The 24,510-nt window shown below is 55.6% G+C and carries 23 protein-coding genes and 1 rRNA gene; 20 read left to right on the top strand and 4 right to left on the bottom strand.

From position 1 onward, the window contains the following. From rrf to K6123_RS19860, 15 genes are all read left to right on the top strand, one after another. Positions 1-103, top strand: a 5S ribosomal RNA gene (gene rrf, locus K6123_RS19930); the annotation flags it as partial. Positions 104-416: 313 nt separating this feature from the next. After that, positions 417-1,172: an SDR family NAD(P)-dependent oxidoreductase gene (locus tag K6123_RS19925; RefSeq protein ID WP_221800968.1), complete on the top strand. Its 756-nt coding sequence runs from the start codon at positions 417-419 to the stop codon at positions 1,170-1,172. A gap of 68 nt (positions 1,173-1,240) precedes the next feature. Beyond that, positions 1,241-1,852 (top strand): NAD(P)-dependent oxidoreductase, encoded by a 612-nt coding sequence (locus K6123_RS19920; RefSeq protein ID WP_221800966.1) that lies wholly within the window; start codon positions 1,241-1,243, stop codon positions 1,850-1,852. 15 nt (positions 1,853-1,867) lie between these two features. Beyond that, positions 1,868-2,980, top strand: a complete 1,113-nt coding sequence (locus K6123_RS19915) for a WD40/YVTN/BNR-like repeat-containing protein (RefSeq protein ID WP_221800964.1) — start codon at positions 1,868-1,870, stop codon at positions 2,978-2,980. A gap of 1 nt (position 2,981) precedes the next feature. Continuing rightward, the gene (locus tag K6123_RS19910; RefSeq protein WP_221800962.1) at positions 2,982-5,411 is read left to right on the top strand and encodes an efflux RND transporter permease subunit; all 2,430 of its coding nucleotides are present in this window, start codon (positions 2,982-2,984) and stop codon (positions 5,409-5,411) included. A 3-nt stretch (positions 5,412-5,414) separates the two neighbouring features. Next, on the top strand, positions 5,415-5,951 hold the full coding sequence (locus K6123_RS19905; protein ID WP_221800960.1) for a carboxymuconolactone decarboxylase family protein: 537 nt from the start codon (positions 5,415-5,417) through the stop codon (positions 5,949-5,951). A 135-nt stretch (positions 5,952-6,086) separates the two neighbouring features. Continuing rightward, on the top strand, positions 6,087-7,367 hold the full coding sequence (gene hisD / locus K6123_RS19900; RefSeq protein ID WP_221800957.1) for a histidinol dehydrogenase: 1,281 nt from the start codon (positions 6,087-6,089) through the stop codon (positions 7,365-7,367). Next, on the top strand, positions 7,367-8,200 hold the full coding sequence (locus K6123_RS19895) for an SDR family NAD(P)-dependent oxidoreductase (RefSeq protein WP_221800955.1): 834 nt from the start codon (positions 7,367-7,369) through the stop codon (positions 8,198-8,200). Before hisD ends, K6123_RS19895 begins: the two co-directional genes overlap by 1 nt. Positions 8,201-8,429: 229 nt before the next feature. Further along, complete coding sequence (locus K6123_RS19890) at positions 8,430-8,861, top strand: VOC family protein (protein WP_221800953.1); 432 nt, start codon at positions 8,430-8,432, stop codon at positions 8,859-8,861. A 69-nt stretch (positions 8,862-8,930) separates the two neighbouring features. Beyond that, positions 8,931-9,965 (top strand): fumarylacetoacetate hydrolase family protein, encoded by a 1,035-nt coding sequence (locus tag K6123_RS19885; protein WP_221800951.1) that lies wholly within the window; start codon positions 8,931-8,933, stop codon positions 9,963-9,965. Next, positions 9,965-10,912: an NAD-dependent epimerase/dehydratase family protein gene (locus K6123_RS19880; RefSeq protein WP_221800949.1), complete on the top strand. Its 948-nt coding sequence runs from the start codon at positions 9,965-9,967 to the stop codon at positions 10,910-10,912. Before K6123_RS19885 ends, K6123_RS19880 begins: the two co-directional genes overlap by 1 nt. Positions 10,913-11,178: 266 nt before the next feature. Next, a complete protein-coding gene (locus K6123_RS19875) occupies positions 11,179-12,204 on the top strand; it encodes a fumarylacetoacetate hydrolase family protein (protein ID WP_221800947.1) in 1,026 nt (341 codons plus the stop codon). A 250-nt stretch (positions 12,205-12,454) separates the two neighbouring features. Continuing rightward, positions 12,455-12,829 carry a YgiW/YdeI family stress tolerance OB fold protein gene (locus K6123_RS19870; protein ID WP_221800945.1) on the top strand — a complete coding sequence of 125 codons (375 nt, stop codon included), beginning with the start codon at positions 12,455-12,457 and terminating at the stop codon, positions 12,827-12,829. A gap of 77 nt (positions 12,830-12,906) precedes the next feature. Continuing rightward, positions 12,907-13,584, top strand: a complete 678-nt coding sequence (locus K6123_RS19865) for a response regulator transcription factor (protein WP_221800943.1) — start codon at positions 12,907-12,909, stop codon at positions 13,582-13,584. Between the two features lie 4 nt (positions 13,585-13,588). Beyond that, positions 13,589-15,010 carry a sensor histidine kinase gene (locus K6123_RS19860; protein ID WP_221800941.1) on the top strand — a complete coding sequence of 474 codons (1,422 nt, stop codon included), beginning with the start codon at positions 13,589-13,591 and terminating at the stop codon, positions 15,008-15,010. On the opposite strand, the gene K6123_RS19855 is transcribed toward K6123_RS19860, so the two are convergent. Further along, positions 15,007-15,240 (bottom strand): hypothetical protein, encoded by a 234-nt coding sequence (locus K6123_RS19855; protein WP_246624918.1) that lies wholly within the window; start codon positions 15,238-15,240, stop codon positions 15,007-15,009. The genes K6123_RS19860 and K6123_RS19855 overlap by 4 nt on opposite strands. A 439-nt stretch (positions 15,241-15,679) precedes the next feature. On the opposite strand from K6123_RS19855, the gene K6123_RS19850 reads away from it, so the two are divergent. From K6123_RS19850 to K6123_RS19835, 4 genes are read left to right on the top strand one after another with little or no spacing between them, the layout of a single operon-like run. Then, positions 15,680-16,831, top strand: coding sequence for an alpha/beta hydrolase family protein (locus K6123_RS19850; protein ID WP_221800939.1), 1,152 nt, complete (start codon positions 15,680-15,682; stop codon positions 16,829-16,831). A 3-nt stretch (positions 16,832-16,834) separates the two neighbouring features. After that, the gene (locus K6123_RS19845; RefSeq protein ID WP_221800937.1) at positions 16,835-17,620 is read left to right on the top strand and encodes an SDR family NAD(P)-dependent oxidoreductase; all 786 of its coding nucleotides are present in this window, start codon (positions 16,835-16,837) and stop codon (positions 17,618-17,620) included. A 29-nt stretch (positions 17,621-17,649) separates the two neighbouring features. Beyond that, positions 17,650-18,231, top strand: coding sequence for a cupin domain-containing protein (locus K6123_RS19840; RefSeq protein WP_221800935.1), 582 nt, complete (start codon positions 17,650-17,652; stop codon positions 18,229-18,231). Positions 18,232-18,285: 54 nt separating this feature from the next. Next, positions 18,286-19,056, top strand: coding sequence for a hypothetical protein (locus K6123_RS19835; RefSeq protein ID WP_221800934.1), 771 nt, complete (start codon positions 18,286-18,288; stop codon positions 19,054-19,056). 585 nt (positions 19,057-19,641) lie between these two features. On the opposite strand, the gene K6123_RS19830 is transcribed toward K6123_RS19835, so the two are convergent. From K6123_RS19830 to K6123_RS19820, 3 genes are read right to left on the bottom strand one after another with little or no spacing between them, the layout of a single operon-like run. After that, positions 19,642-20,772 (bottom strand): FAD-dependent oxidoreductase, encoded by a 1,131-nt coding sequence (locus K6123_RS19830; RefSeq protein ID WP_221800933.1) that lies wholly within the window; start codon positions 20,770-20,772, stop codon positions 19,642-19,644. Positions 20,773-20,790: 18 nt separating this feature from the next. Further along, on the bottom strand, positions 20,791-21,153 hold the full coding sequence (locus K6123_RS19825; RefSeq protein WP_221800932.1) for a Rieske (2Fe-2S) protein: 363 nt from the start codon (positions 21,151-21,153) through the stop codon (positions 20,791-20,793). A gap of 17 nt (positions 21,154-21,170) precedes the next feature. After that, the gene (locus K6123_RS19820) at positions 21,171-22,103 is read right to left on the bottom strand and encodes a VOC family protein (RefSeq protein ID WP_221800931.1); all 933 of its coding nucleotides are present in this window, start codon (positions 22,101-22,103) and stop codon (positions 21,171-21,173) included. A 597-nt stretch (positions 22,104-22,700) separates the two neighbouring features. Here K6123_RS19820 and K6123_RS19815 point away from each other — a divergent pair. Then, entirely contained in the window at positions 22,701-24,485 is a 1,785-nt protein-coding gene (locus K6123_RS19815) for a hypothetical protein (RefSeq protein ID WP_221800930.1), read from the top strand. The last annotated feature ends 25 nt before the right edge of the window (positions 24,486-24,510 follow it).

Below are 24,510 nucleotides of genomic sequence, written 5' to 3'. Positions count from 1 at the left end.
GAGCTGTGGAACCACCTGAATCCTTTCCGAACTCAGAAGTGAAACGCAGCATCGCCGATGGTAGTGTGGGGTCTCCCCATGTGAGAGTAGGTCATCGTCAAGCTCTTAAACAGAAGCCCCGTCAGCTAATGCTGACGGGGCTTTTTTCGTTTTCTAGCTTTTATAGAATGAAAATCTTCAGCTCTTCAGCTCTTCAGCTCTTCAGCTCTTCAGCTCTTCAGCTCACTCGAGTTTTCTGTCCGTTGGATCTCTTTTATTTCTTACTGCTTATCCTTCAATCATCACTAATACCAATACCTTGAATTAAACCAAACGATTTTTTGGATGCCTCCGGCTGGTGATACCTTGAATGCCAAGGTACATAGCCCGTTCTACGGCTTTTGAGCCGAACGATAAGAACAATAACGGAGCTTCCAATGCAGAAGACTTACCCTCAAACCCATTCTGGCCGCGTGGCGCTGATTACTGGCGCAGCCGGAGCTTTGGGTTCCCACTTCGCTCGTCGTCTGGCCGCTGCAGGATGCGATCTGGCTTTAACAGATTTGACGATTCCTGAGCAGACCATCGAATCACTCGCCGAAGCCGGTGTGCGTGTTTACGCCGACGCAGTTGATCTGGCTGATGCCGATGCTGTTGCCGGTTTTGCCCACGATGTGCTGGCTCATTATGGTCAGTGCGACATCCTGGTGAATAACGCCGCTTACATGCCTTTGATTCCCTTTGAAGAGCTGACCTTGCAGGAATTCCGCAAGTTTGAAGCGATCAACGTTGAAGCCTCGCTGGTGTTTGCCCAGCAACTGGCGCCGCGTATGAAAGAGCGTGGTTACGGTCGTATTGTGCAAATTGGATCTTCTACCACCGGTGATCCACGCCCCGGCTTTGCTGGTTACATCACTACCAAAATGGCTGGTATTGGCTTCGTACGAGCGTTAGCTGCTGAATTTGGTAACTGCGGTATTACCGTGAATGCCATTCATCCGGGCCTGACCGCTACCGAGAGCTCCCGCAAGCATCTGCCACAAGCACTGTTTGATGCCGTCAAGGATCTGCAGCTGATCAAACGCACTGAAGTACCGGAAGACCTGGTTGGTGTGCTGGCTTTCCTGACTTCCGAAGAGGCTGGATTTATTACTGGTCAGGCGCTGAACGTCGATGGCGGTACCCAGTTCTGATGGCGTTTTGCCGATTTACGCTTTAACCAGCCACCGGCTGGACGAATAAAAAGAATAATGGAGCAATTATGAAAATCGCCTTGTTTGGTGGGACGGGTCGTGTTGGATCCCGGCTGCTCAAGGAAGCCGTAGCTCGTGGTCATCAGGTCACGGCTTTTTCCCGTGACATTAGTGTGGTCGAAAACCTTGCCGGAGTAACCTGGCGGACAGGGGACCTGCATCTGCCTGAACAGTTGCCAGCACTGTTGTCTGGCCACGATGTGATCCTAACGGCGGTACATTTTACTGATGTGCCTGCGACTACCTTTCTGCAGTTGTGTCGTGCAGCCAGGATTCCTCGGCTGCTGTCTACTGGTGGTGCGGGCAGTTTGCTGACCAATGATGGTAAACGGCTGATGGATAGCGCTGAATTTCCTCCTCATGTCATTCCAGAAGCGACTGCGGGTGCTCGTTTTCTCGAAATTCTGAAGCAGGAGAAGGAAATTGACTGGGTCTTCCTGTCACCTTCGATGCTGATCCTGCCGGGTGAGCGTACTGGCCAGTTCCGTCTGGGTACGGACAACCTGCTGATTGATAGTAATGGCAAAAGCCATATCTCGATGGAAGATTTCGCCGTCGCCATGCTCGACGAGCTGGAGCAGCCACAACATCGCAGTGAACGTTTCACTGTGGGTTATTAAGGCGGAGGAAATAGCATGAAATCGTTTCCCCGCAAGCTGTTTGCCTCAGTGGTTGTTGCTGCCATGGCCGGTGCTGTTATGGCCAATGTTATTGCGGAGTCAGCGGTTAAGCCGCTGGCTGAATCTGACAGCCGTCCAGCGTTAGCCGTCAACCATGCTGAACATGCAACCATTCTCGATCTTGCGCAGGCTGGCAAGCGTCTGGTGGCTGTTGGCGAGCGTGGCCTGGTGCTGTGGTCAGATGACAGTGGCCAACATTGGAATCAGGCGAGTGTGCCTGTCAGTGTCACACTAACATCCGTTACTTTCGCCACCCCTCAACAAGGTTGGGCTGCAGGCCATTATGGTCTGGTTCTACACACGACGGATGGTGGCCAAAGCTGGTCGGTTCAACTGGACGGCAGTCAGGCTGCCCAAAAAGTACTGCAGCAGGCCGAAGTGGATATTACTGCAGATGAAAATCGTACAACCAAGCGGGCGTTATCGAGCGCCAAACGGCTGGTTGCGGATGGACCGGACAAACCCTTCCTGGATATCTGGTTTGCCAATCCGAACGACGGCTTGGTGGTTGGTGCCTATGGTTTGATTTTCAGTACCTCTGACGGCGGCCAGCACTGGCAGCCAATCAATCGCCAACTGGATAACCCGGGCGAACGTCATCTTTACAGTATCGCTGCAGCCAACGGCACCGTTTTTCTGGCTGGTGAAGAAGGTCTGGTATTCCGCAGTACGGCAAGCCAGCCTTGGCAGTTCGAACGGCTGTCCACTCCGTATGAAGGCAGCTATTTCACGCTCAGCGCCCATGGCAATCAATTGCTGGCTGCGGGGTTGCGCGGTAACGCTTTTGTTTCCGAGGACCAGGGAGAGCACTGGACTGAACTTCAGCTGCCTTCGCAAGCATCGATTGTCGATTCGGATATTACTGCCGATGGTCGGTTGTTGTTGATTAACCAGGCAGGTCAATTAATCAGTTCCGCCTCAAATGGACAGAAGCTGCATATGCTGGCCAGTGAACCCGGCCTGGCACCGACATCCCTGTTGTCGATTAACCGTAACATCTTGCTGATCAGTGGTTTGCAGGGACTGACGGAAATCGCTATTACCAACGACCAGATATCGAGCAACTGATATGCATACTCCCGATAGCAATCTCGATCTGGCTCCGGTTGGGCTGGATCAATTCGACCGCAATTCCGGCAATGCGCTGGAACGACTGCTGTTCAACCATCGACTGGCCATTATTGTGCTGTGTCTGATGGTTACTGCCTTGCTGGGCTGGCAAGCCAGCCATCTGCAGCTGAATGCCAGTTACGAAAAAACCATTCCGTCGTCGCATCCCTACATCGCCAACTTTCTGGAACATCAGGAAGATCTGAGTGGCCTGGGTAATGCCGTACGTATTGCCGTCGCCAATGGTAGTGGCTCTATCTATGACGCCAACTACATGGAAACGCTGCGTAAGATCAGTGATGAAATCTTCCTGATGCCGGGTGTCGATCGGGCTGGCATGAAGTCGCTCTGGACGCCTAACACTCGTTGGATTGGCGTTACTGAAGAAGGTCTGGAAGGCGGTCCGGTGATCCCGGATGGTTATAACGGCTCAGCGCAAAGCCTGGCCCAGCTGGAAGCCAATATCGCGCGCTCCGGTGAAATCGGCCAATTGGTCGCCCTCGATGCGACGGCGTCGGTGTTGTACGTACCTTTGCTGGCGCAATTGCCAGACGGTTCTGCGCTGGACTACGAAACCCTTTCACAACAGCTGGAAGATATTCGTAGCCGTTATGAGCAGGGCAACATCAGTATTCATATCACCGGCTTTGCCAAGATCATGGGTGACCTGATCGATGGGCTGTATGAAGTGGTGACCTTTTTCCTGCTTTCGATCCTGATCGTCACCAGCATTGTTTACCTCTACACCCGCTGTTTTGTCTCCACCAAACTGGTGGTCACCAGTTCGCTCATTGCGGTGGTCTGGCAGCTGGGGCTGATTTCAGCACTGGGTTACAACCTTGATCCGTATTCCATGCTGGTTCCTTTCCTGGTGTTTGCCATTGGTATGAGCCACGGCGCCCAGAAGATGAACGGCATCATGCAGGACATCGGACGCGGTGCGCATAAATACGTGGCTGCCCGTTATACCTTCCGACGTCTGTTTATGGCCGGTCTGACCGCCTTGCTGGCCGATGCGGTGGGCTTTGCGGTACTGCTGGTGATCGACATTCGGGTTATCCAGGAACTGGCGATTGCAGCGTCCCTTGGTGTTGCCGTGCTGATTTTCACCAACCTGATTCTGCTACCGATCCTGCTGTCCTATACAGGCGTTAGCAAGAAAGCCGCAAAACGCAGTCTGTGTGCTGAAGAAAGCGAAGAGAAAGCCTTGTTGTGGAGGCTGCTGGATAACTTCACCCGTCGCGGTCCGGCGATGGCTGCCATTGCCGTGGCAGTGGTGGTTGCGGGTCTGGGCTACTGGGGTTCTACCCAGCTGAAAATTGGCGACCTTGACCCGGGTGCGCCCGAGTTGCGGCAGGACTCCCGCTATAACCAGGACGTTGCCTTTATGGCCGATCACTTCGGTGCCTCCAGTGACGTCTTTGCCATCATGGTAGAAACCAAAGGCAGTGCAGGTTGCGCCAACTACGAAGCGCTGCGTCGGGTTGATGCTCTGGAGTGGCAACTGCGTCAGTTGCCCGGTGTGGTGGCGACCAACTCGCTGGCACTGATGAATCGTCGGGTGCTGACCGGCCTGAACGAGGGCAATCCAAAGTGGTTTGAGCTGATCAAGAATCAGTCGATGCTCAACTTTGTAACCGCCTCGGCTCCGCGTGGGTTGTATAACGACGCCTGTTCCATGCTGACCCTGTTCGTCTACCTGGCCGATCACAAGGCCGACACCCTGACCCGTATTGTTGATCACGTCGAAGCCTTTGCCGCAGTGAACAACACCCACGAAGTGACCTTCAAGCTCGCTGCTGGCAGCGCCGGTATTGAAGCGGCCACCAATATTGTGGTGAAAGACGCCTGGCGCGACATGCTGTTTATGGTGTACGGCGCCGTCATTCTGCTGTGCTTTATCACCTTCCGCTCCTGGCGTGCCGTGGTGGTGGCGATCCTGCCGTTGATGCTGACTTCGGTGCTAGCCGAGGCTTTGATGGTGGCACTGGGGATGGGCGTTAAGGTTGCGACCTTGCCGGTGATTGCACTAGGTGTAGGTATTGGCGTCGATTACGCGCTCTACATTCTGTCCGTCACTCTGACCCGTATGCAGTATGGCGAGAGCCTGTCTGCGGCCTATCAGCACGCACTGTCATTCACCGGCAAGGTGGTACTGATGACCGGCATGACACTGGCGGCGGGTGTCTCCACCTGGGTGTTCTCGGTGATCAAGTTCCAGGCCGACATGGGCGTGCTGCTGGCCTTTATGTTCCTCTGGAACATGGTTGGCGCCATGGTGTTGCTGCCTGCACTGGGCCACTTCCTGTTGAAAGGCAAGTATGAGAAACCGGCGGATTCCGAAGCTGCAGGTTTTCACTCCAACCCGACAGCGGTTCACGGAGGCTGAGTGATGCCTAGGATTCCCTATCACGCCGATGTGGATCTGCCCGGTACCGAGTTGATTCAGACCATTCGCCAGAAACGTGGCGGCAAGTTGCTACACATCGACCGCATGTTGATGCACAGCCCGCCGCTGATCAAAGGCTGGGCCGCCTTTCTTGGCGCTGTCCGTAACGAACTGGCGTTAGATGCCGGTTACCGCGAACTCGCCATTCTGGTGGTGTCGGCGCGTAACCAGACTGACTACGAATGGATTCAGCACCAACGGCCGTTCCTGCAAAGCGGTGGCACTGAAGAGCAATATCTGGCGCTGGCGGAGCCGTTGCTGGCGCGAGACAACGCCCGTCTGTTCGATCCGATCCAGCGCGCGGTGATCAATCTCGCCCTGCAAATGACCGACCAGCCAACCGCGACGGATGATTGCCTGCAAGCCGCCCGGGCAGCACTGGGCAGTGATCAGCAGGCCGTTGAACTGGTGGCCTTGATCGCCGCGTACAACATGGTCAGCCGGGTGGTGAACACCCTCGATATTCAGATCGAGCAGTAGGCGTGTTAGCCAAAAACCGGGTATTCCCACGCCGAGCGTGGGAACAAGATTAGTAAAAAATACCGTGTCAGACGTCTGGCTGCAGACGTCTGAACGATTGAAAAACAACAATAAAACCGTCACTGAGGAATACTCATGATCCAGTACATCAAGCAAGGCGCGGCGGCAGAGACCAAAGCGGAAATGAACACCCAGGTGCGTGGCATCGTGGAAGGCATTCTGGCCGACATCGAATCCCGTGGTGACGCCGCCGTTCGTGAATACTCCGAGAAATTCGACAAGTGGTCTCCTGCGTCTTTCCGGCTGTCCGACGAGGAAATCCAGGCTGCCATCGCGGCAGTACCTGCGTCTGTGATCGAAGACATCAAGTTCGCCCAGGCGCAGATCCGTCGCTTTGCACAGATCCAGAAAAGCACCATGCAGGACGTTGAAATCGAAACCCTGCCGGGCGTTGTACTGGGTCACAAGAACATCCCGGTGAACTCCGTAGGCTGTTATATCCCGGGCGGAAAATACCCGCTGATCGCTTCTGCTCACATGTCCGTATTGACCGCCAAGGTCGCCGGTGTGAAACGTGTGATCGCCTGTGCGCCGCCATTCAACGGCGCGCCATGCCCTGAAATCGTTGCCGCCATGCACATGGCCGGTGCCGATGAAATCTACTGTTTCGGTGGTGTTCAGGCCGTTGCCGCGATGGCGATTGGTACTGAAACCATCCCAGGCGTCGACATGATTGTTGGTCCGGGTAACGCATTTGTGGCCGAAGCCAAGCGCCAGCTGTTTGGTCGCGTCGGTATCGATCTGTTCGCTGGCCCAACCGAAACCATGGTGATCTGTGATGACACCGTGGACGCTGAACTGGTGGCCGTTGACCTGCTGGGTCAGGCTGAACATGGCCCGACCTCGCCAGCTTACTGCGTGACTACCAGCAAAAAGATAGCTGAAGAACTGCCAGCCGCGATTGAGAAAGTGCTGGAACGTCTGGAAACCCGTGACGTGGCTGCTGTGTCCTGGCGCGATTATGGCGAAATCATCCTCTGTGACCGCGATGAGGAAATGCTGCAGGAAAGCGAGCGTCTGTGTTCCGAACACGTGCAGGTGATGACCAAAGACCCGGACTGGTTCCTCGAACGTATGACCAATTATGGTGGTCTGTTCCTCGGTGAGCGCACCAACGTGGCCTATGGCGACAAGGTGATTGGTACCAATCACACCTTGCCAACCCAGGGCGCTGGTCGTTACACCGGTGGTCTGTGGGTCGGCAAGTTCATCAAAACCCACACCTACCAGCGCGTGCTGACCGACGAAGCCTCCGTGATGGTCGGTGAATACTGCTCGCGTCTGTGCGGTGCCGAACACATGATGGGTCACAAGGAGCAGGCAGACATCCGTGTTCGTCGCCTGGGCGCCAACTAATGGCGACCACTGCGCCTGACAACCAGAGCCCGGTGATTCGTCGACTCGACGGCACCGAACTGGCGGGCAAGGTTGCGGTGGTCACCGGTGGCAGTGGCGGTCTGGGGGCCGCCATCTGTCAGCGACTGGCTGAAGCCGGTGCTGCAGTGGTGGTGGGCTACAACAGCTCACAACAACCGGCGGAACTGCTGGCCAGCCAGCTGCCAGTGGTTGCTGGCTATAACGGTGAACAACCACATTGTGCGTTAGCCGCGCCAGTGACTGACGGTGCCGCCATGAAGCAGATGGCCGAACAGGTGTCCGAACGTTATGGCCGCTGCGACATTCTGATCAACTGCGCCGGTACCACCCGTTATTGCCCCCATGACGATCTTGAAGGGCTGGACGACGAGCTGATCGATCGCATTCTGGCAACCAACGTGCGTGGACCATTTGCATCCGTACGGGCGTTCAAGAGCTTGCTGCAACAGAGTGGCAGTGCTGGCCAAGGGAGCAGTCTGGTGGTGAATATTTCTTCGATCGCCGCCGTAACCGCGATGGGCAGCAACGTGATTTATTGCGCTTCCAAGGCCGCCGTCGACAACATGACCCGCTCACTGGCACGGGCACTGGCACCGGCAATCCGGGTGGTTTCAGTGGCGCCGGGGCTGGCTGATACGGAATTCGTCAAACAAATGGACCAGAGCTGGCGCGATGAACAGGCCGAGCGTACACCGCTGAAACGTCTGGCTGCGCCAGAAGAAGTGGCCGATGCCGTGATTGCGGCGGCGGCGTACCTGACCTTTACCACCGGCAATATCATTGCCGTGGATGGCGGCCGGCCGTTGTCGTAGGAGGTGGTTTGATCGCCACAGGTGGCGGTGCGCGAGGCTGCTTGTAGGAGCGAATTTATTCGCGAAACGGTTTTGCCTGCACAACCGCAATCGCGAATAAATGCGCTCCTACAAAATACAAATCTGATCCCGTTCCCACGCTCCTGCGTGGGAACGGGGGAACGTCGGATGGCGCAGGCTTATCCGACCTACGGCCCTGACGCCCGACAAAACCAACGATGAGAAACCCATGAGTAATGAAAACAACATCCCCGATATCAAACCCGATCACCTTGGCATCAGTGTGCCGGATATGGACGCCTCTTTGGCCTGGTATCAACGGGTACTGGGGTTTGAACTGGAGTTCCGGGTTTATCTCGACATCATTCCGGCCCATGTGGCTTTTATTCAGCGCGGCAAATTCCGTATTGAGTTGTTCCAGCTGGAGCAAGCCAAGCCGTTGCCGGAAGAACGCCGGATGCCCAATACCGATCTGCTGACCCACGGTAACAAACATATCTGTTTTGGCGTGCAGGACATGGAGACCATGCTGCAGCACCTGCGCAAGGAAGAGGCCGACATCGTTTTTACCAAGGTGATTCAGGGCACGCCAACCACCTTTTTACGCGATAACAGCGGCAACCTGATCGAAATGATCGAGCTGCCTCATTTGTGGGACTAACGGTCGTTATTGGAAACGACCAGTAGCGCGGCAATAACAATAAAGACATAACAATAAAGGGAGAACCAAATGAAACTGGCGACTCTGAAAGACGGCAGCCGCGATGGCCGCCTGATGCTGGTTAACCGTCAGCTCACCGCCATGACCGAGGCCGGTGCTGCTGCGACCATGCAACAACTGATCGAAAACTGGGACGAGCTGGCGCCGCAGCTGGAAGCCCGTAACAGTGCCCTGAATAACAGCGAATGGGCAGGTGCCGAAGCCTTTGACCCGGCACGCCTGATGGCACCGCTGCCACGGGCCTATCAGTTTGTTGATGCTTCTTCCTTTCTGAATCACGGCAAGATCATGGAACAGGCCTACAACCTGTCGGTGAAAAAGACGCCAGGAATTCCGATTCTGGTGCAGCGCCAGGGAGATGATTTTGTCAATGCGGTGGATGATTATGCCTTCCCGACAGAAGCTGACCAGTGTGACTTCGAAGGTGAGATCGCGGTGATTCTCGACGACGTGCCAGCCGGTGTAACGCTGGAAAACGCCGAGTCTCACATCAAGCTGTTCACTTTGATCAACGATGTTTCCATGCGTGGCCACCTGTTCCGTGAATTGCAGATGGGCTTTGGTCTGATCAACGCCAAACCCGCGACCACCTTTGCGCCGGTCGCCTGTACCCTGGATGAGCTGGGTGACAGCTTCGCCAACGGTCGGGTGAATCTGGACATGGTGGTGCACCGTAACCATCAATGGTTTGGCAATCCGAATGGTCGCGAGATGGATTTCAGTTTTGCCGAACTGATCAGTCACTGGGCCTACAACCGTAATTTGGGTGCTGGCACCGTGCTGGGCACAGGTACTTTCTCTAACGCAGGTTACCGCGAAGTTGGTTCAGCCTGTCTGGCGGAACGCCGGGCGGTGGAAGTGATCGATACGGGTGAATCGACGACGCCGTTTATCCAGTATGGCGACAGCCTGCAGTTCGAGATGTTTGCTTCTGACCGCAGCTCGCTGTTTGGCAAGATCGACCAGACCTTTGTGGCTGGCAATGGCACCGGCCCGCGTACCAAACCGGTGGCTGCCAACAGCCGCAATGGGGAGGTGTGCTGATGAAAGTCCTGGTTACCGGTGGCAATGGTTTTGTTGGTCGCCGTCTGGTCGAACGCCTGTTACAGGATGATTGCCTGTTGGCAGGAGAGCCGGTTACGGCCTTGACCGTTGCGGATATGAGCTGTGCGGGTTTGCCTGCTGACGAACGTCTGCGTTGCGTCGAAGGCAGTATCGCCGATACCGAAGTACTACAGCAGGCCGTTGCTGATGAGCCGCAAATCGTTTTTCACCTGGCCAGTATTCCGGGTGGTGCAGCGGAGAAAAACTTTCAGCTGGGACTCGACGTTAACCTGACGGCGACGGTGAATCTGTACGAAGCCTGCCGCCAGTTCGCTGTTCCTGCCCGCATGGTATTCACCAGTACCATCGCTGTGTATGGCTCACCGATGCCGGATGTGGTCGATGACCAGTCGGCGCTGCAGCCACACATCAGTTATGGCTATCAGAAGCTGGCTACCGAGTTGTTGCTGCAGGATTACAGCCGTCGCGGTTTTATCGACGGTCGTATTGTGCGCCTGCCAGGCATTGTTGCCCGGCCACCTCAGCCATCCGGTCTGCTGTCGGCCTTTATGAGCGATATGTTCTGGCAGTTGAAAGCCGGTGAACCCTTTGTTTGTCCGGTATCGGAAGAAGGGGTTGCCTGGTATATGTCGGTGCCTTGCTGTGTCGAAAACCTTATTCATGCTGCCAATATCAGCCCAGGGGCGATTGCACCGCGACGTGATTTCACCTTGCCGGTGCTGCGCCTGACCATGCGTCAGGTGATTGATGGGCTGGCGCAGCGTTACGGTGAAGATCGTCAGCAGCTGGTGAGTTTTGAACCCAATCCGCAGTTGCAGGCGGGCTTTGCCAGTCAGCCACCGCTGGTGGCTGATGCCGCGCTGGCGATTGGTTTCCGCCATGACGGTGATATTCAAACCCTGATCGAACGGGCGACCAGTCTCTGACATTGGTGCGCCAGCCTGTAAAAAACTGTCAGCGATGCTGTACCAAACGCCGGTAAATCAAGCAGATCTTCCGGCGTTGTTGTAAATGGAATGGCGAATCTATCGCAAGGGCTGTTTTAACGACTGTTGTGGTATTAAGCTTCTGTTACTTTGCCAATTCCGCTGCGGCGACCGTCCAACAATAATATCAGGTCGTCGATTCTCCAGCGTGTACAAAGTGCTCGTTTATTCCAATCAGGCACGTTTGCGTGCAACAGGGTACCGTCATGAAGTCAGTCTGTTCACAGCCCGTCTGGGGTCTGGGTATGTATTCCATTGCCGGCTCAACGCCGTTCGCCGGTTTGATGGTCAAGGGCGAAGTAATGGCATTGCAGGCATTGGCAGCATGCACTGGTCAGCAGCAAACCTTGTTCGGCACGGACACCCTGATGGATTGTTTACAGTACTGGCCGCACAATCAGCCGCTTATCAAACGGCTGGCAGAACAGGTACTGGAGCTTGGCTGGCAGTCGCTGCAGATACCACAACGACCCGTCGCTGAAGATCTGCTGACGCTGCATGCGCCGCTGCCGCAACCGCGACAGTTTTTTTGTTCCGGCGCCAACTACCGCCAGCACGTCAAGGATCTGGTGATCGACCAGCGTCGAGACCCCGAGTGGCAGCACCTGAACGATGAAGAAATTCTCCGTCAGGCCGAGCAGTTTGTTGAGCAACGTGCCGCTGGCACTCCGTATGTGTTTTCCAAGGTGAGTTCGTCGATCTGTGGACCCAATGATCCGGTGATGGTGGCGGATTACGCCTTGATGCCGGATTGGGAACTGGAACTGGCGGTGGTAATTGGCAAGCCCGGTTATCAACTCAGCGACGCCAATGCGCTGGAGGTGGTGGCGGGCTACACCATAGTGAACGACATCACCAACCGTGAGCTAACCCACCGGCCGGATTTGCACGCCATCGGCTCTGACTGGTTGATGGGCAAATGCCAGCCGGGTTATAGCCCGATGGGGCCCTATCTGATTCCGGCCAGTGAAGTGGCCGATCCCCAGCAGCTGCGAATTCAGCTGCAACTCAACAACGAGCTGATGCAGGATGAAAGCAGCGCCGACATGATTTTTGATGTGCGCCAGCTGCTGGTGTATCTGAGCAGTCGGGTACAGCTGTATCCCGGCGATATTCTGATTACCGGCTCACCGGCGGGCAACGGTTCCCACTTCAATCGTTTCCTCAAGCCCGGCGATGTGATGACCAGCTGTATCGAAGGACTGGGCTGTCAGCAAAATCGGGTCGTGTAGCTCAGTTCAAAATGCTGTAGCTGGGAGAGCGGGCCGCTGGCCCGATAATGAATTCCGTCGGTCAGACAGGCTTGAGTCGTCCTGGATGTCGATCTGTTGGATGGCCGTTGCTTCACGTCTTTATCTGATCCGCCGTTTTACAGGGAATATTCCGCCCCCTTCACTGCTGGTTTTCACACTCTCTTCACGCCCGCTTTGGTTTGATCCGACTGTCGCAACGACATTCATTCATCACCGAGAGGGATTCATTATGAAACCTGTTCAGCGTATTGCTCTGTCTATTGCCGCTCTGTTTGGGCTGGGTGCCTTGTCTTCAGAGACTCTGGCGGATTATCAGGGGCCGGACAAGGCCACCATGACCAATTTGCAGACCATTATCGATAACCCGAAAGACGATATGCCGGTGCGGTTAAGCGGCTATCTAGTCGAGAAAGTGGGCAACGAGACCTATCTGTTTTCCGATGGCTCGCACCGGATTCAGGCGGAGATTGATGCCGAGGATTTTCCCATGCAGTCGTTTGATGAACATACTCTGATAGAGATTACCGGCGAGCTGGACAAGGAATGGAATCGTGATCCGGAAATCGATGTTGATCAGGTATCGATTGTCAATCAGGGCAGCTGAATGCTGCTCATGACCGGCGGAGGGAATCCTATCTCTCCATCCCGGTCAGACATCAGGACTCATTCGGAAAGCCCATCATGAAAGTATTGATCGTCGACGATAACCGCCAGGTACTGTCGACCCTGTTGGATTACCTGGAGGTATCCGGTATCGAGGCCGATTGTGCGTACCACGGCGAAGCCGCCTTGCAGCGGCTGCGCGAAGAGAGTTTCGACGTCATCGTGATGGATATCATGATGCCACGTCTGGACGGCATCGAAACGGTGCGGGCTTTGCGCAGTGAGATGAAAGTAGCGACGCCGCTGCTGTTTCTGACCGCTCGCGACAGCCTGGACGACAAAACTGCCGCCTATCAGGCTGGCGGAGATGACTATCTGATCAAACCCTTTGCCATGGAAGAGCTGGTCATGCGCCTGCAAGCGCTGCATCGACGCGGGGCGCCGCGTAGCATGAGTTTGCTGAGTGCCGGTGATCTGCAATTCGATACTCGTACCGGGCAATTGAGCCGGGCCGGGCAGCCGATCCGGCTGAGCCGTATCCAGACCGATATTGTGCGTCTGTTGCTGGAGCAGTTTCCGCAGCTGGTCAGTCGCCAGCAGATTATCGAACGGGTCTGGGGGGAGGATGAACCGGATAGCGATGCCCTGCGCAGCCATATGTACGGCGTGCGTCAGGCCTTGCATAAGAGCTTTGCAGCCGCGCGCCTGATTACGGTGCACGGCAAGGGTTATCGGCTCTGCGTTGAGGATGAATAGCCTCATGGCAACGTTCAGACAAACGTCCGATCACAAGCCAGCAGCGGATTCGCCGGTCAAGCCCAGGCTGGTGCCGAGGCTGATTCTGCTGACCCTGGCACCGGTCACTGTGCTGGTGGTTGTGTTCTGGCTGATCGTGATTCTGGCTGAAGAGAAAATGGAAATACTCAGTCTGCAACGCTGGCTGGATTCTGAAGCCCGTCAGTACGAACAGCGCCTCCTGCTCGAAGCACAGCGTCAGGTCCAGAATCAGGCTGAGTATCTGAATCCCGGTATCAGCGCGGCTGATGACCCGGCGGCTATAGAGGCTTTAGCTTCGGAGCCAACCGAAACACCAAATTCACAAGCCTGGGAATCCGAATTCAATTATTACCGCACAGCCACCGGGGTGCCGCTGTGGCTGTCGGGCTATCAACAGCCTGGTTTCTTCGAGCATCAGCTCGGACCGGAAGACAAACATTTTCTGGTGCAGCCCGACCCGGTCAGTGGCGGGCTGTTCTACGTGGTGTTCAAGAAAGACGCCGATGACTACCTTGATGAGTACGAGAGTGAACTGCACCGCACCGTGTTGATCGTCGGAGTCGGGGCAACTCTGCTGTTGTATCTGTACCTCTGGTATTTGCTGAGGCAGTTATCGGTGCCACTCAAACAAGTGGTTGGCAAGATTCGCCAGATGTCTCCAGATGAGCCGGATTTTGTGCTGGACGCCCGTTATCAGGAGTTTGACCAGATCGAGTCGGCGCTGTTGGCCAGCAAGCAGCGGATCGCCGGATACTTTCGTCGCGAGCAGGAATTCAGCCACTTTGCCGCCCATGAAATCCGCACTCCGCTGATGGTGCTGCAAGGCTCGACAGAATTGCTGCAAAAAGCCATGGTCAGCCCGGACACCTCGGCGAATTCTCTGAAAAACAGGGCTCGGAAAAACAGGGCTTTGCAAGACCGGGCACTGGTCAGGATTCAGCAGGCGACAGTAGACATCCGTTTGCTGACCGATGCCTTTCTGTTACTGGGGCAGGAGCAGATTGAGCACCGTCATTATCAGCGTTGTGGTCTGGCTGAACTGCTGCAACAACAACTGGCCAACTGTGTTCCTTTGTACGATCTGCAAGGGCTCGGGTACCGGCTGACTCTGGCTGCTGAACCCGAGGTGTTGGCTCCGCCCGAGTTTCTGATCATCCTGATAAATAACCTGCTCAAGAATGCCTTCAGCTACGGCTGCGGTGAAGTGAATATCCTGCTGGATAGCAAGCAACTGGGAGTTACCAATCTGCTCCCTCAATCATCCTCTTCCAAAGGGCAGGGAAATAGCGGCTATGGCTATGGGCTGGTCATTATCGAGCGGATTTGCCAGCGTCTCGGTTGGGCATTTCAGGTCGGTTCAGACGATGGCATGTATGCTGTGTCGATCGTTTTGACAGAGAGTTAAATCTTGCCAACCATCTGATTCAGAATGGTCTGAAACTCCTGCTGGCTGATATCCACCATTTCACACACCCGTCCATACAGCATGATCGTTGGCACGTTGCGGCCGCCCATTTCCTGCTGGGTTTGTTGCAGGCAATAGAGCAGCGCCCGCTGTTTACGATTGAGGCCGTCCCTCACATCGGGCAGTTCCATTAACGGGTCAAACGCGGGTGGAGCAGGGGGGCGAGTCATGTTATCTCCCGTCAATGTATATCCCGGCAATTTATATCCCGGCAATAAAGCGGGTCACTGGCATCATAATAATGTCTGTAGTACCGGAAAATCTCCCGCCAGGTAAATGAATTGGCAGTATGAATACCTCCCATGGAATCAAACGATTTTAACGATACCTGAAGCCTCGTTAGCCTTGAGGTCAGTTGGTTAATACTCGTCGTTGATCCGCGACTATTAGCCAGAAAACTGCTGGTCCGAGAACAATAACAACAGGTTTACATCGGTTCGCTGTTAATCAGCCAGCTGCCTGCGCCCTGCGAAAAATGCTGGGCAAGCCGCTGGGCCAATCGGTGAGTCATTTGGCTACAGGGCCTTTGGTGCCCGGCCATACCGTCATTTGTTCCGACACCTGCATATTGGCTATTGGCCGGTCACTGCCGGCTGGAGGAGAAATTCTATGTTTGAACCGTTCCCGGGGAATTACGTCTGGAACCTGCAAACCAACCTGGCGCTGGTTTGTGGCGGTAATCACGGTGAAATTGATGTGGCCATTCGCCCGATCAAGGAAGCCGCTGCCAATGGTGAAGATGCCGGCACCGCACAGCTGTTTGATAGCTGGATCGCAGTGGCCGATCAGGTTGCTGCCAACGCCAGGGCCGACGAAGAGGCCGGTTATACCCTATCTGCCGGTACCAAATACGGTCGTGCCTTTGGTTATTACCTGTCCGCCGAACGGATGCAGTCACGCGACTACGCCCCACGCTGGCAGGCCTACGACAAGGGCCTGGAGCTGTTCCGCAAATATGTCGAGTGCCGTGGCCTGCACATCGATTTTGTCGAAATTCCCTATGGCGACACTTCCTATCCGGCGATTTTTGTTCACGACGGCAGCGGTATCAAACGCCCGGCGCTGGTTTCCTGTAACGGCCTGGATTCGATGAAAGAGCAGGTCTACATGGCTGGTCATGGTGAATCCAACCTTGAACGCGGTATGTACACTCTGTTTGTTGACCAGCCGGGCACGGGTGAAGCGCTGCGCAAGCGTGGCCTGACGGCGGTTTACAACAGCGAAGCCTGGGCCACCCCGGCCTATGACTATCTGGCCTCCCGGGCCGACGTCGATGAAACCAGAATCGGTATGTTCGGACTGTCGTTAGGTGGTTATTACGCTCCCCGTGCGGCGGCCAATGAACCACGTTTTGCCTTGTGTGCGGTCATGGGCGCCAACCATTTGTGGGGCGACCTGCAACATCGTCGCCGTCAGCGCGAAGGCGAAAATCCGGTACCGCATTATTGGGACCACGTGATGTGGGTGTGGGGTCAGGATAATCTCGAATCTTTCCTCGCCTACTGCGACAACATCACCCTCGATGGCCAGATTGAAAAAATCAAAATGCCGTTCCTGATCACCCATGGTGAGGGGGATCGTCAGGTGCCGGTGTCGGATGCCTATCGTTGCAAGGAGCAAGCGGTCAACAGCGCTCGTTGTGATATCCGGGTGTTCACCCCCAAAGACTTTGAGATCGAACACTGCGGTGCAGACAACGGCACCGTGATGCGCGACTTTATTGCCGACTGGTGCGCCCAGACCTTCGCTGCCATGGAATGAGCCATGACGGCATCCATCCAGCGACTGTTTGACCTCAGTGGTCAGACCGCTCTGGTGACCGGCTCCAGCCGCGGCATTGGCAAGTCCATTGCCGTGGCGTTGGCGCAGGCCGGTGCCCGAGTTGTTATTAGCAGTGAATCCGCCGCTGATTGCGAGGCAGTGGTCGCCGAGCTGCGGGCCCGGCAGCTCGATGTTTTCGCACTGGCAGCGGACATGTCGCAGCGTCCGCAGGTGCAGCGGCTGACTGAACAGCTGATCGAACAATTTGGTGGCGTTGATATTCTGGTCTGCAATGCGGGTGTCAGTATTCACAACGGCCCTATGCATCTGGCATCCGAGCAGGACTGGGACACCACCATGAACATCAACCTGCGCAGTGCTCACTGGCTGTGTGCGGCCCTGATTCCGCTGATGGCACAACGCCAGCGCGGCAGTGTGGTGCTGATGTCGAGCCTGTCAGCCTTGCGTGGCAATCGCTCGATTGGCCTCTACTCCCTCACCAAAGCGGCCCTCAGCCAGCTGGCACGTAACCTGGCGATCGAATGGGGGCCCGACAATGTGCGTATCAACGCCATCGCTCCCGGTCTGATCGACACCGACCTCGCTCAGGTATTTCACGATAACCCCGAACTCAAACAACGTCGGTTGGCGATGACGCCCTTGCGGCGGCTCGGCCATGTCGATGAAATCGCCGCGACCACGCTTTACCTTGCCAGCGCGGCTGGTGGGTTTGTGACCGGCCAGACGCTGGTGGTGGATGGCGGTACCCTGATTACGGACGGCAGCTGAAACGCTGCCAATGAGCTGACGGAGAGGTTATGACGGACAAGCCAACCAGTTTGCCGACGTTCAAACGGGTCGTGACTGGCCATAATTCAGACGGTGCTGCGATTGTCAGCGAGACGGGTTTGCCGCCAGTGATCCAGCATTTGCAGGCTGTGCCCGGCACAGTGTTTTATGAAATCTGGAATAGCAGCGAGATGCCGGTCGCCATTGATAACGGCACGGACCCAACCCTCAAGCCGCTGCAGCTTTCCCCGACCGCCAATGGCAGCGTGATTCGGGTGGTGGATATTCCGCCAGACAGCCAGCAAAACGCCATTTCTGAAGCGGCCGCTGCGGATGCCTTCGCCGAAATTGGCCAGGCCTCAGCACATCAGGTCAATTCCCCAAAATCCAATACAGCGACTCGTCACAAACTGATGCACCGCACCGAAACCCTCGACTATGGCGTGGTGCTTTGCGGTGAAGTCTGGCTGGTACTGGATGACGAAGAAATTCATCTGCAACAAGGCGACATCGTGGTCCAGCGTGGCACCAACCATGCCTGGAGTAACCGCACTGAAACCATGGCGCGAATGATGTTTGTGCTGCTGGACGGTCAATTCCGGTTGCCTTGACCGGCTTTGAATCAGCCAGCTCCGCTCCAACAATAACAACAAAAAGGGAATATCATGTTCAATCCTGCTCGTGCTGGTTCGAGGCTGCTGCTGCGGCCGTTGTTCACTGTCTTGGCGCTGTTCACCATGCTCTGGTCGAGTTATGGCATGGCAGAACAGAGTATCCAGAATGCCGTTGATGCCCGTATCCGTGCGCTGGATGTGGTCAGTGACATGCTGCTGTTTTACAACCCGGCCTTTGAAAATCACGACCCTGTGATTCGCCAGCGTTTCCTCGACAATATGCAGCAACTGCATCAATGGGCCGCCGGTTCGTCGCATAGTGAGTTGGTCAGCCAGTTGAACGAAATCGACAAACATCTGCAAACCCTCGCCCAACAGCCGAAAGACGCCTTTTCGTTGTTACCCAGATGGGTGAATGAAGTGGTCAAGAGTCACGCCAGTCTGGACGTCGTGCTGGAGCAGCTGACGCCACAAGCAATACCTCAGCTGCCACTACAGAATCAGCTGGCACTGTATCTGTCGATGCAAAACCTGGCTTACCAGACCGTCACCTTCAGCTCTATTAACCTGCTGATCCTGGGCGGCCGTATCGATATTCTGGTCTATCTGGACGAACAGATTCAGGCCAATCTGGATCAGCTGAAGCAACAGCAGTTGGACCCGCAAGTACTGCAGCGACTGCTGACCCGTTATCAGATTATTCGCCCGCGCCTGATTGGCGAACAGCGGGAATGGGTGCCTAACCTGGTGGCCTTTTATTACGGCAGCATGCTGGAACTGTTAGACCAGCTAACGCTGAGTCGGGTAGCTGGAGAAGGGTGAGGTAGTCGTCCATCTAATACTCGTTTTATACGGCCATCTGACAATACCCGCTGGTAGTGCAGGCGTCCTGCCTGCATAAACGCTGGTGCGGGCGAGACGCCCGCGCTCCCACACATTTCATCCTCGCTCTACGCCAGTGACACGCCTTCCCGAATGCGTGTCGTAGGTCAGATAAAGACGCGCAGCGGCTGCCATCTGACAAAACCATGTTGGATGGCACTCACTGTGCTTGATTATCCAACTTACACGACTGCCCGCAGCGCCGTATGGATTCCAGAGCAAGTCTGGAATGACGAATATTTGGTCTTTGTCCTGGGCCCGGTTGGGCTGTGCCCTGAACCACCAGGATCATGATGTCTCGCTGTCTGGAATATCATGTTCGTAGGGTCCAGGCATGCCTGGACAGGCGTGAGGGGATCATGATGGGCATAGCCCATCCTACGCGTTGAATGGGGCCTGTAGGTTGGGGCGCGCCCAACACTCTCTGGCCCAAACAAAAAAGGCACACCGGTAAGGGTGTGCCAAAAAACAGTCGCTATGACTGCAGACAGTGCAAAGGCTCAATCGAACGTTGTTTCAGGTATCTCAGATCGGTGCCAGCAGGCCCGCCATGGAGATGCCCATAATCTGGGTATGTTCTTCTTTCGGGCCGCCGGTTTTTTCAATCTCACCGAGGCGCATGGAGTTGCTGACGATCATGCGGCAGCGTTCCCAGCGACGGTTCTGGAAGCGTTCCAGCACGTCCTGAATGGTGCCGCCATTGTTGAATTCTTCGGCCAGTACCACGGCATCTTCGTGACCCATACCGGCACCCGAGGCCAGGTGTGGGGTAGTGGCGTGGACACAGTCACCCATCAGCAGAATACGGCCCTTGTACCATGGGCGCGGCATCAGCATACCTTCGAGCGGGCGATAGATAATTTGTGATGAGCTGCTGAGGTTGTCGCGGATTTTGACGATTTCCGGTGCGCTGAACTGCTCCAGCAAACTGCTCAGGTGAGGCACCAGTTCGTGCTCTTCGAAGAACTTGTCCATGGTGGGACGGGCTTCGGTGTAGTAGAGGTACATTTCCGTTTCGGATACCGGCGTGAAACCAACCTTGCCTTTGGGGCCGAGGTACTGCATGGCGCAGCTAACGTCACCACGCGGAATCACCGCCCGCCAAACGCCCTGGCCGGTGTATTGTGGCCGTGGTGCATCGGGGAAAATTTCCTGACGCACTTTCGAGAATACGCCGTCGGTGCCGAGTACCAGATCGTAGCTGCCGAAACGACCGTCAGAGAATTCGACATTGACCTTGTCGTCGATCTCTTCTATGCGGGTGAAGGTACAACCCAGATGCACATCAACACCGGCTTCCCTGGTGGCTGCGCCGAGAATGCGTGCCAGTACCGGCCGCATGATGCCACCGCCGCCAACGATGGAGGAGTTTGGTACCGCTGGCGTCTGGATTTGCTTGATCAGCATACCTTCAGAATTGAACATTTTGACGCCTTCGGTGATCGCCCCCTGTTCACGGAACTGAGGCAATACACCGATGGCTTCAATGGCTCGCAGGGACGGGCCACTGACGGTAATACCGGCGCCATCGGTACGCCAGTTAGGGTCGATCTCGACCAGTTCAACGCTGGCGCCAAGCTGTTGCAGCAGAATGGCGGTGGACATACCGGTGAAACCACCACCGATAATCAGAATTTTTTGTGCAGGCAGGGTCATTGTGAATCCCTCATCTTGTTATTTTTCGCTATCTGCCGGTAGCAGATACACATCGCCTTGTTCGTTCACGAGCAATGGCAGCCTATCTAACGACTGACCGGGGCAGGGGCCCAGCAGGCACTCGCCGCTGTTGATATCAAACTGGGCACCATGAGCGGCACAGATCACCCGGCTGTGAGCCTTGTTGAGGAATCGATCCTTGCGCCAGGCCATCGACGTGCCTTCATAGCCCTTGTGCGGGCAGGCGTTGCGATAGCCAATCACCTGCCGGTGCTGGCGAATCACAAACAGGCTGTCGTGGCCTTGCTGGTGCGGATCAAATCCCCGCGCGTCGCCGTCCTCAATATCGCTGAGGTGGCACAGCCGGATAGGTCTGTTCATGCTGCGGCCCGCTCAACTCAGTGCGGGTCGCCGCCCGGCATCCATTTGTCGACCAGAGTGAAATTGAAGATCTGCGAGGCATCGGCGCTGGCATCAATTTCCCGTGCGGTCCAGCTGTCGTCATGGAGGTCCATGTCAGCATCGAACTCGACGTGTACGCCCATCGGGCTGTTGAAGTACCAGAACCAGTTGGAGCCATAAATATGGCGGCCAGGGCCCCAGAACGACTCATAACCCTTTTCCTGGAAACGTTTACCGGCCAGTAACAGTTCGGTTGGGCCACCCAGATGGAAGGTGAAGTGCTCAACCCCTTGCATTTCCGGTGGCGTATCGACCAGGAACAGGGTGTGGTGATCAAGGGTCCCTTGTGGCCGCAAAAAAGGCCCGAGGTTGGTAAAGCGGTCGGCAACCCGGAAGCCCAGGCGCTCGATATAGAATTGTTCGGCTTTCTTGCTGTCCGGCACGAAGTAGACCACGTGCGAGAGGGTGCGCGGCACGATGGTGATACTTTCATCAGCACCAATCACATTGACCGGCCGGCCGGGTTCATCGCCGGGGGCGTTGACCTTTTCAGCCGGGATTGAAATCGGCTGGCGACAGGACAGCTGGAAGCCGAGGGTAAAGCCCATATCGTCTTCGGCTTCGATCGAACCATCCGCCAGACGGCGCACGTCGCGGTCCTTGCCGAGTTCTTCGGCAATGGCATTGAGGGTTGCCTGATCGGCGACGCCATGGATGGTTTTGCGCAGCGATGCGCCGGTTGGCAGCGCCGGTGGCAGTTCCGGATCGTCGCGATGACGGATCACTACCGAGGTGCCATCCAGTGCAGTAAAGGTACCGCCAGCGGCGGAGACATTGTTCGGAATCAGTCCGTAGTCCGTCAGGTACTGGTTGCAGGCTTCGACATCGTCGACGCCAAACACCAGGCTGTCGAGGCCTGTGATGTTCATGGGCATTACCTTATTGTCATTATTCTTGGTGTCTGATTGATCCGCGGTCAGGCGCTGTTGCTCTCAAATATCAAAGCCACCGTAACCCTGAGCCGGTCAATCGACTGCTATGCCAGTCTAGAGAGGGGGAATGTATCCATAAAAATGGTTTGTAGCTATGGCAACCATGGATATGACGGATGTATGAGTAGTAGCGTCAAAATCTGTCGACCGCTGAATTCGTACCAGCCCGGAACAAGATGAGAACAATGACGGGCATCAAGAGTGCTCAGCGGCATTGCCCTCAAACGCCTGTTTGAGCATGGCTTGAGCGGATATCAACCATTGCTGCAAACCATTATCGGCTGCGGAGAAATGCCAAAAAGGTCTCTTGCGGTGGCAGCCGCACCGCTTTGACAGACGTATTTTTTGACGTTTTTGTTGACGCTTAATGACATCACTGGCCTGCTTTGTTCCCTATCGGTGGGCGGGATATAAACCATTGCAACGAGCCATTTCACCGATAGCTGGTGTTCTTTTTATGTTGTTGTCACGTGCCAGACGGGATCTTCACCAGACCCGGGCGCTTACTAATAAACATAATAAAGAGATAACCCTATGGAAAACCTCAAGCCTTTATTGCGCTTTATTCGCACGGCTCCCTTTGTGCTGCCAATGGTGGCTGCGCCTTTGCTGACCGCCTGTGGTGGTGACGACAATAATAATGATTCTGCCAGCTTGCCGGAGCTGTCTGTTGAAGCGGACAGCAGCTACGAAGTGACGGATATCACGGAACTGTCGGAACTGACGCTGGCCAGCGGGGCTACCCTGACGACGGCAGACGGCTACAGCCTCAGCATGACCGTTGATGGTGTTGAAACGCCAATCGAAGAAGGCAGCTTTAGCGGTGATGTGGTACTGACACCAACCGCCAATATCGAAATCACCTATGGTGAACTCGATCCGCATTATTTCCGTACTGCCGTCTATGTTGAGGACGGTGCCTATGTTGAAAGCAAGTCGGTAGCGGCTGCCTATGTTGATGGCGAAGTCACGGACTCCGCCCTGACCGGCGGTTCCATTACTTCCGTTGGGGACGAATTCAATGGCGTGATGGTGACCAGCAGTGCTGATAGCACAGACCCGTTCAACTACAGCATCAGTGACCTGACCGTCGATTTCACCGGTAATGGTGGTAACGACTTCGCCGGTTTTGGTGCCGCGATCTATTCCTCCGGTTATGCCGACGTGTCAGTGGATAACACCACCATCAACACCACAGGTGCGATTCGTACTGCGGTGTTTGCGGGTGGCAACAGCACCATGCGGGTTAATAACTCTGACATCTATGTACAGAACGGCACCTTGCCAGACGACTACGAATTCACCGTGGCGTTGGGTGAAATGATGGAAGTGCCGTGGATGCTGGGTCTGACCGGTAACGTACGGGCTACCAACCTGGTTGAAAGTGGCACCGCCTATTACATCAACTCGACCGTCAAGGCCCAGGGCTGGGGCGCCTTGTCGACTGACGATACCGACAGCGTGCGGCTGTACTGTATTGGTTCGACGCTGGAAACCGAAGAAAGCGGTTATGGCGCCTATTCCATTGGTGACGCGCTGGATACCTTCAGTGACTGTACCGTTAACGTCAACGACTACGGCCTGATCATGGCGGCAGAAGGCTCCGGTACCTTCACTGATGGCACTGTGGTGAACTCCGACCGTTTTGGTGTGATGCTGCACTCCAGTGGTACCGGCACATTGACCATCGAACGCGGCAGTGTGTTTAACACCGGCGAAGCGGTGATTCAGGCCAAAGGCAGCTTCCCGACGATTGTTGCCAGCGACTCCGAGCTGAACTCCGAAGATGGCATCATTCTGCAAATGATGGCCAACGACGATCCATACTTCGCGACTTTTATGGCAGAAAACCCGGATCTGTTCTCTGGTACTTCTGATGCCGGAGAAGCCACTGCCAGCTTTACTGATATGACTCTGGATGGCGACATTATTCAGGGCAACACCGCCAGCGGTAACCTGGCTGTGACTTTGGCTTCCACCACGCTGACCGGTGCCATCACCACCGCCAACACTACCTTCCAATATGAAGCGGACGGCCTGGCTGCGGAAGACGTCACTGCCGACCAGTATGGCTACATCGGCCAGGTGGTAAACGAGTTCGCCGCGACTGACGATGAAACCGGTCTTGACCTGACACTGGATGGCTCCAGCAGCTGGGTGGTGGATGAAACCTCCTACCTGACCTCGCTGACACTGGAAGACGGTGCGTCCGTAACCGCACCTGATGGCTACAGCCTGACCATGCTGGTGGCTGGTGTTGAAACCACCATCGCTGCAGGTACGTTTGAAAACGTCACCATGCAGGTGACGGCGGACTGAGCACTGCGTTTGTTTGAGTGAAAAC

This window comes from Oceanobacter mangrovi, assembly GCF_019740315.1.
GTDB lineage: Bacteria > Pseudomonadota > Gammaproteobacteria > Pseudomonadales > Oceanobacteraceae > Oceanobacter > Oceanobacter mangrovi.
The sequence above is the reverse complement of the archived record's forward strand: the minus strand, read 5'-3'. Positions and strand labels throughout refer to the sequence as shown.